The organism is Blastococcus sp. SYSU DS1024 (assembly GCF_054050795.1).
In genome coordinates this window covers 349,127-355,904 of sequence record NZ_JBJHAA010000002.1, presented here as the reverse complement: position 1 = coordinate 355,904, position 6,778 = coordinate 349,127, and the positions used below count along the sequence as shown (strand labels likewise).

The window sequence follows — 6,778 nt, the reverse complement described above, 5'->3', positions numbered from 1 at the left end:
GGCCCGGGCCCCGGTTAGGGGGGGTAAACCCAAAATGGTGGGCCCGGGGGGGGGGGGGGGGGGGGGGGGGGGGGGGGGGGGGGGGGTTAACCCCCGCGGCCCCCCCCCCCCCCCCCCCCCGGGATCAGCGGTCAGCCGGCGGGATCCGAAGCCGTGGGTCCGGCCCCCGACGGTGACCGGCCGCTGCTGGGTGAACGGGGGCAGCCCCGGCGGGAGGCCGCAGACGCCCCGGCCGGATGCGGCGCACGCTCGCCGGCGCCCAGCCAGGCGGTGCGGGTCGTGCGGTCGATCCGGGCGGTGAGCTCCTCCCGCGTCGCCCAGCCGTCGGGGGCCGAGCAGGGCCGGATGCCGTACGCCACCCCTTGACCCTGTCGAGCCGGTGCCCCGCGCGAGGACGGCCAGCCGGTCCGTGGACGACGGCTCGCGGCGTCGGCCCTGTCCGGAGGCTCATCCCGAGCCTGCGAGGGATGAGGAGGACAGGGCCCTTCCTCAGACGATGGCGTCGACGATGATCGCGACCGAGAGCAGCGACAGGTACGAGATCGAGACGTGGAACAGCTGCATGGGCTTGGTCTCCCCGCCGTGCTTGATGCGCGCCAGCAGCCGGTGCGACTCGACGATGAACCAGCCGCCCAGCAGGACCGCCGGGACCGCGTAGCCCAGCCCGATGCCGTAGTCCGACGCCACGGGCCAGAGCAGCAGCGAGACCGCGACGGTCGCCCAGGCCCACGCCGCCGACTGACGGCCGACCGACAGGGCGCTGGTGACGACCGGCAGCATGGGGATGTCGGCCCGTGCGTAGTCGTCCCTGAACCGCAGGGCGAGCGCCCAGAAGTGCGGCATCTGCCAGCAGAAGACGATCCCGAACACCACGACCGCAGGCCAGTCCAGCGACCCGGTCACCGCAGCCCAGCCGATGAGCACCGGGGCCGCGCCGGGCACCCCGCCCCACTCGGTGCTGCGGCGCGTGTGCCGCTTGAACACCATCGTGTAGAGGACGGCGTAGTAGAAGATCGCGGCCGCCGCGAGCACGGCGGCCAGCGGCGTCGTCGTCGCCAGCAGCACGGCGATCGAGCTGACCGTCAGGACGATCCCGAACACCAGCGCGGCGCGCGGCGTGACCTCCCCGGTGACCAGCGGCCGCTTCTGGGTGCGCTGCATCAGCCGGTCGATGTCCCGGTCGAAGTAGCAGTTGAAGACGTTGGCCGCGCCCGCCGCGAGGGTTCCCCCGGCGAGCGTCCACAGGAGCAGCGACAGGGACGGCCAGCCGCGGGCGGCCAGCATCATGGCCGGCACCGTGGTGATGAGCAGCAGCTCGATGATGCGGGGCTTGGTGAGCGCCACGTAGGCCCCGACGCGGGCACGCAGCCGGGTGGAGAGGCGAGGAGCGGAGGCGGGAGGGCGCTCGGACAGCGCCGTCACCGGGTGCCCTCGTGCGCGGTCGCGCGCGGGCAGCAGGGCACCACGGGATCCCTTCGAACCTGGAGACGTAACTCCCCCACTGTAGCCCCGGCCGGTTCACGGGCCGCCGCGCGGCATGACCTCCGATGACTAGGGTTGATCACGTTGCTGCCGCCGGTGCAGCGGGTAGAGGCGACGCGACGACGTCGTCACGCCCCCTGACCCCACCGGCCCGGGGGGACGCCCTCGGGTGGCCCACCGGCGGCCGGCCGCTCGCCCGGGCACGACGTCAGGCCTACCTCGAGGGAGAACCGACCAGATGGACACGCGCAGCACCGGACCGGAGGCCCCCGCCGAGGCCGCGACCGACGCGCCGACCGGCAGCCCGTCGCAGCCGCAGCCGACCCTCCCCCAGGACTTCGGGGATCTCGACCGCCGCGCCATCGACACCGCGCGCGTGCTGGCGATGGACGCCGTCCAGAAGGTCGGCAACGGCCACCCGGGCACGGCCATGAGCATGGCCCCGACGGCCTACCTGCTGTTCCACAAGTGGCTCCGGCACGACCCCAGCAACCCGAACTGGGTCGCCCGCGACCGGTTCGTCCTGTCCATGGGCCACTCCAGCCTGACGCTCTACGTGCAGCTGTTCCTCTCCGGCTACGGCCTGGAGCTCGACGACCTCAAGGCGCTGCGCACCTGGGGCTCGAAGACCCCGGGCCACCCCGAGGTCAACCACACCCCGGGCGTCGAGACCACGACCGGCCCGCTGGGCCAGGGGGTCGGCAACGCGGTCGGCATGGCGATGGCCGCGCGCCGGGAGCGCGGGATGCTCGACCCGGACACCCCCGAGGGCGAGAGCCTCTTCGACCACCACATCTGGTGCTTCGCCTCCGACGGCGACATGGAGGAGGGCGTCAGCGGCGAGGCGTCGTCGCTCGCCGGCACGCAGCGGCTGGGCAACCTGACCCTCGTCTACGACGACAACAAGATCTCCATCGAGGACGACACGACCGTCGCCTTCACGGAGGACGTCGGCAAGCGCTACGAGGCCTACGGCTGGCACGTGCAGCACGTCGACGACGGTGAGGACCTCGCGGCCGTCGACGCCGCCTTCGCCGCGGCCAAGGCCGAGACCGGTCGCCCCTCCCTCATCGTGCTGCGGACGGTCATCGCCTGGCCCGCCCCCACCAAGCAGAACACCGGCGCCTCGCACGGCTCGGCGCTCGGCGACGACGAGGTGCGCGCGACCAAGGAGATCCTCGGCTTCGACCCCGAGCGCACCTTCCAGGTCGACGACGACGTCCTCGCCCACGCCCGCTCGGTCGTGGAGAAGGGCCGCGCCGACCACGCGGAGTGGAACGAGCGGTTCGCCGCCTGGGAGCAGGCCAACCCCGAGGGTGCGGCGCTGCTGGCCCGGATGCGCGAGCGCCGGCTGCCCGAGGGCTGGAACGAGGAGCTGCCGTCCTTCCCCGCCGACGACAAGGGCGTGGCCACGCGCAAGGCGTCGGGCAAGGTCCTCGCCGCCCTCTACCCGCGGCTGCCCGAGCTGTGGGGCGGCTCGGCCGACCTCGCGGAGAGCAACAACACCGCGGTGGAGGGCGAACCGTCGTTCCTGCCCGCGGACCGGCAGACCAAGATGTGGTCCGGCGGCCCCTACGGCCGCACGATCCACTTCGGCGTCCGCGAGCACGCCATGGGCGCGGTGATGAACGGCATCGCCCTGCACGGCGGCACCCGCGTGTACGGCGGCACGTTCCTCACCTTCTCCGACTACATGCGCGGCGCGGTCCGGCTGGCCGCGCTGATGCAGCTGCCGGTCACCTATGTCTGGACCCACGACTCCATCGGACTGGGCGAGGACGGGCCGACCCACCAGCCGATCGAGCACTTCGCCGCGCTGCGCGCCATGCCCGGCCTCGACGTCGTCCGCCCCGCGGACGCCAACGAGGTCACCGTCGCCTGGCGGACGATCCTGGAGAACAACGACCGGCCGGCCGGGCTGCTGCTGTCCCGGCAGAACCTGCCGGTGTTCGACCGCGAGCGGTTCGGCTCGGCCGACGGCGTCGCCCGCGGCGCCTACGTGCTCGCCGAGGCGTCGACCGGCAGCCCCGACGTGATCCTGCTCGGCACCGGGTCCGAGGTGCAGATCGCCATGGCCGCCCGCGACCGCCTGGAGGCCGACGGCGTCCCGACCCGGGTCGTCTCCGTGCCGTGCGTCGAGTGGTTCGCCGACCAGGACGACGCGTACAAGAACGAGGTGCTCCCGCCCTCGGTCCGCGCCCGCGTGAGCGTCGAGGCGGGCGTGCCGATGGGCTGGCGCGAGTTCGTCGGCGACGCCGGCCGGATCGTCGGGCTCACCCACTACGGCGCCAGCGCCGCGTACACCGTCCTCTACGAGGAGTTCGGCCTGACCGACGAGGCCGTGGTCGCCGCCGCCCGCGAGAGCCTCGAGGCCGCCCGCTCCGGCGCCGCCGTCCCGGCCGGTCCGGTCGCCGCCACGGGCGGGCTCCCCCAGGCCACCGGCGACCGCTAAGAGGACCCTGTCGCTCCCGACCCTCGCGAGCTCGGGCCGGGTCCCTGCGACAGGGCCGTTCCAGAACCTCACCAGGAAGGCACCTGACATGGCACAGAACGAGAACCTGGCCGAGCTGTCGTCCGCGGGGGTCGCCGTCTGGCTCGACGACCTGTCGCGCGACCGCATCCGCAGCGGCAACCTCCAGTCGCTGGTCGACGAGCACTCGGTCGTCGGCGTCACCACGAACCCGACCATCTTCGCCGCGGCGATCAGCGGGTCGGACTCCTACGACGACCAGCTGCACGCCCTCGCCGTCCGCAAGGTGAGCGTCGAGGAGGCGCTGCGGACCATCACCGCCGCCGACGTCCGGGACGCCTGCGACCTGCTGCGCCCGGTCGCCGACCGGCAGCCGGGCGACGGCCGGGTCTCCCTCGAGGTGGCCCCCGGCCTGGCCCACGACACCGACGCCACGGCCGCCGAGGCCGGGCACCTGTGGTGGCTCGTCGACCGGCCCAACCTCTACATCAAGATCCCGGCGACCGAGGCCGGCCTGCCCGCGATCACCGAGACGATCGCCAACGGCATCAGCGTCAACGTCACCCTCATCTTCAGCCTCGAGCGCTACCGCGCGGTGATGGAGGCGTACCTCGCGGGCCTGGAGAAGCGGGTCGCCGCGGGCGGCTCGCTCGAGGGCATCGCGTCGGTGGCGTCGTTCTTCGTGTCCCGGGTGGACAGCGAGATCGACAAGCGCCTCGACGCGGCCGGCGCCGACGCCTCGCTGAAGGGCAAGGCGGGCATCGCCAACGCGCAGCTGGCCTACCAGGCGTACGAGGAGATCTTCTCCTCCGACCGCTGGCGGGCCCTCGAGGCGCAGGGCGCGGCGCGGCAGCGGCCGTTGTGGGCCTCGACCGGGGTCAAGAACCCCGACTACTCCGACACCATGTACATCAGCGAGCTCATCGCGCCGGGCACGGTCAACACCATGCCCGAGAAGACGATGATGGCCTACGCCGACCACGGCACCCCCGGGACGCCCGTGCAGAAGGCCTACGACGACGCGGCGGGGGTCATGCAGGCGGTGCGCGATGCCGGCGTGGACCTCGACGACGTCTTCCGCGTGCTCGAGGACGAGGGCGTGCAGAAGTTCGTCGACTCCTGGGACGAGCTCACCGACTCGGTACGAAGCGAGCTCGAGGACAAGAAGTGACCCTGGCGGTCAGCTGCACGGGGTTGGAGATCCCCGGCGCTCTCCGCCGGCAACTGGACGACGACGACGTCGCCGCCCGGCTGGTCCGCAAGGACCCGACGCTGTGGGGCCCCGACGCGGAGAGCGAGGCCGCGGTCCGGCTCGGCTGGCTCGACCTGCCGGCCGCCTCCCGGTCGCTGCTCGCCCCGCTGGCCGAGCTCCGCGCCCAGCTGGTCGCCGAGGGGCTGGACCGCATCGTGCTCTGCGGCATGGGCGGCTCGTCGCTGGCCCCGGAGGTGATCTGCCGGACGGCGGGCGTGCCGCTGGTCGTCCTCGACTCCACCGATCCCGGTCAGGTGGCCGCCGCCATGACCGAGCTGGAGCGCACCGTCGTGGTGGTCAGCTCCAAGTCCGGCGGCACGCTGGAGACCGACAGCCAGCGGCGGGCGTTCGTCGCCGCGTTCGCCCGTGCGGGCCTGGACGAGAGCCAGATCGGCGCGCGGTTCGTCGTCGTCACCGATCCCGGGTCCCCCCTGGCGGAGACGGCCGCGGCCATGGGGGCCCGCGCGGTGTTCCTCGCCGACCCCACCGTCGGTGGCCGGTACAGCGCGCTCTCCGCCTTCGGGCTGGTGCCCTCTGCCCTCGCCGGTGCCGACGTCGGCGCGCTGATCGACGACGCGGCGCAGCTGGCCGAGCAGCTCCCCGCCCCGCGCAACCCGGCCATGGAGCTGGGGATCGTGCTCGGTGCCGCCTTCCGCGCCGGGCGCGACAAGCTCGCCCTCGCCGACGCCGGCGTCCCCCCGATCGAGGGCTTCGGCGACTGGGCCGAGCAGCTCGTCGCCGAGTCGACGGGCAAGGAGGGCCGCGGGCTCCTGCCCGTCGTCCTCGAGCGGCCGGAGGCGTCCCCGAGCTCGGCCCCCGACGTCCTGCTGGGCCTGGTGGGGGCCGGGGCCCCCGGTCCGGGGCCGGCGCTCGGCGTCACCGGGCCGCTCGGCGCGCAGTTCCTCGGCTGGGAGTACGCGACCGCGGTCGCCGGCCGGGTGCTGGGGATCAACCCCTTCGACCAGCCCAACGTGACCGAGAGCAAGAAGAACACCTCCCTGATCCTCGCCACCGGGCCGCCCGACGAGCAGCCGGCGGCGACGATCGGCGCGGTGGAGATCCGCGGGACCGCCGCCGTCCTCGACGGGGTGGACCTCTCCTCGCTCGACGGTCTCTCGTTGACCCTCGACTCGCTGCTGGCTGCTGTCCAGCCCCGCGGGTACCTCGCCGTCATGGCGTACCTCGACCGGCACCGGGACGCGCGCGCCGCCGAGCTGCGCACGTCGCTGGCGCGCCGGACCGAGCAGGCGGTGACCTTCGGGTGGGGCCCCCGCTTCCTGCACTCGACCGGCCAGTACCACAAGGGCGGTCCCCAGGTCGGCGTCTTCCTGCAGCTCACCGGGGCACTCGACGAGGACCTCCCGGTGCCGGACCGGCCGTACACCTTCGGCATGCTGCAGGCGGCCCAGGCAGCCGGCGACCGCAAGGCGCTCGCCGATCGCGACCGCCCGCTGCTCCACCTGCACCTCACCGACCGCAAGGCGGGCATCGACCAGCTGCTCACCGCGCTGGGCTGCTGATCCCGGGGACCCGACCAGCGAGCCGCCCCTCGATCCCCGCCCGATCCACTCCGC

Annotated in this window: 4 protein-coding genes; 3 read left to right on the top strand and 1 reads right to left on the bottom strand. The window is 73.8% G+C overall.

Annotated elements, in window-relative coordinates:
- Positions 1-489: 489 nt before the first annotated feature.
- A complete protein-coding gene (locus tag ACI79S_RS03310) occupies positions 490-1,422 on the bottom strand; it encodes a heme o synthase (RefSeq protein WP_456592017.1) in 933 nt (310 codons plus the stop codon).
- Positions 1,423-1,720: 298 nt separating this feature from the next.
- On the opposite strand from ACI79S_RS03310, the gene tkt reads away from it, so the two are divergent.
- From tkt to ACI79S_RS03295, 3 genes are all read left to right on the top strand, one after another.
- On the top strand, positions 1,721-3,934 hold the full coding sequence (gene tkt, locus ACI79S_RS03305; protein ID WP_456592016.1) for a transketolase: 2,214 nt from the start codon (positions 1,721-1,723) through the stop codon (positions 3,932-3,934).
- Between the two features lie 88 nt (positions 3,935-4,022).
- Positions 4,023-5,123 (top strand): transaldolase, encoded by a 1,101-nt coding sequence (gene tal, locus ACI79S_RS03300; protein ID WP_456592015.1) that lies wholly within the window; start codon positions 4,023-4,025, stop codon positions 5,121-5,123.
- Positions 5,120-6,724, top strand: a complete 1,605-nt coding sequence (locus ACI79S_RS03295; RefSeq protein ID WP_456592014.1) for a glucose-6-phosphate isomerase — start codon at positions 5,120-5,122, stop codon at positions 6,722-6,724. The genes tal and ACI79S_RS03295 overlap by 4 nt, the downstream gene beginning before the upstream one ends.
- Positions 6,725-6,778: the final 54 nt, after the last annotated feature.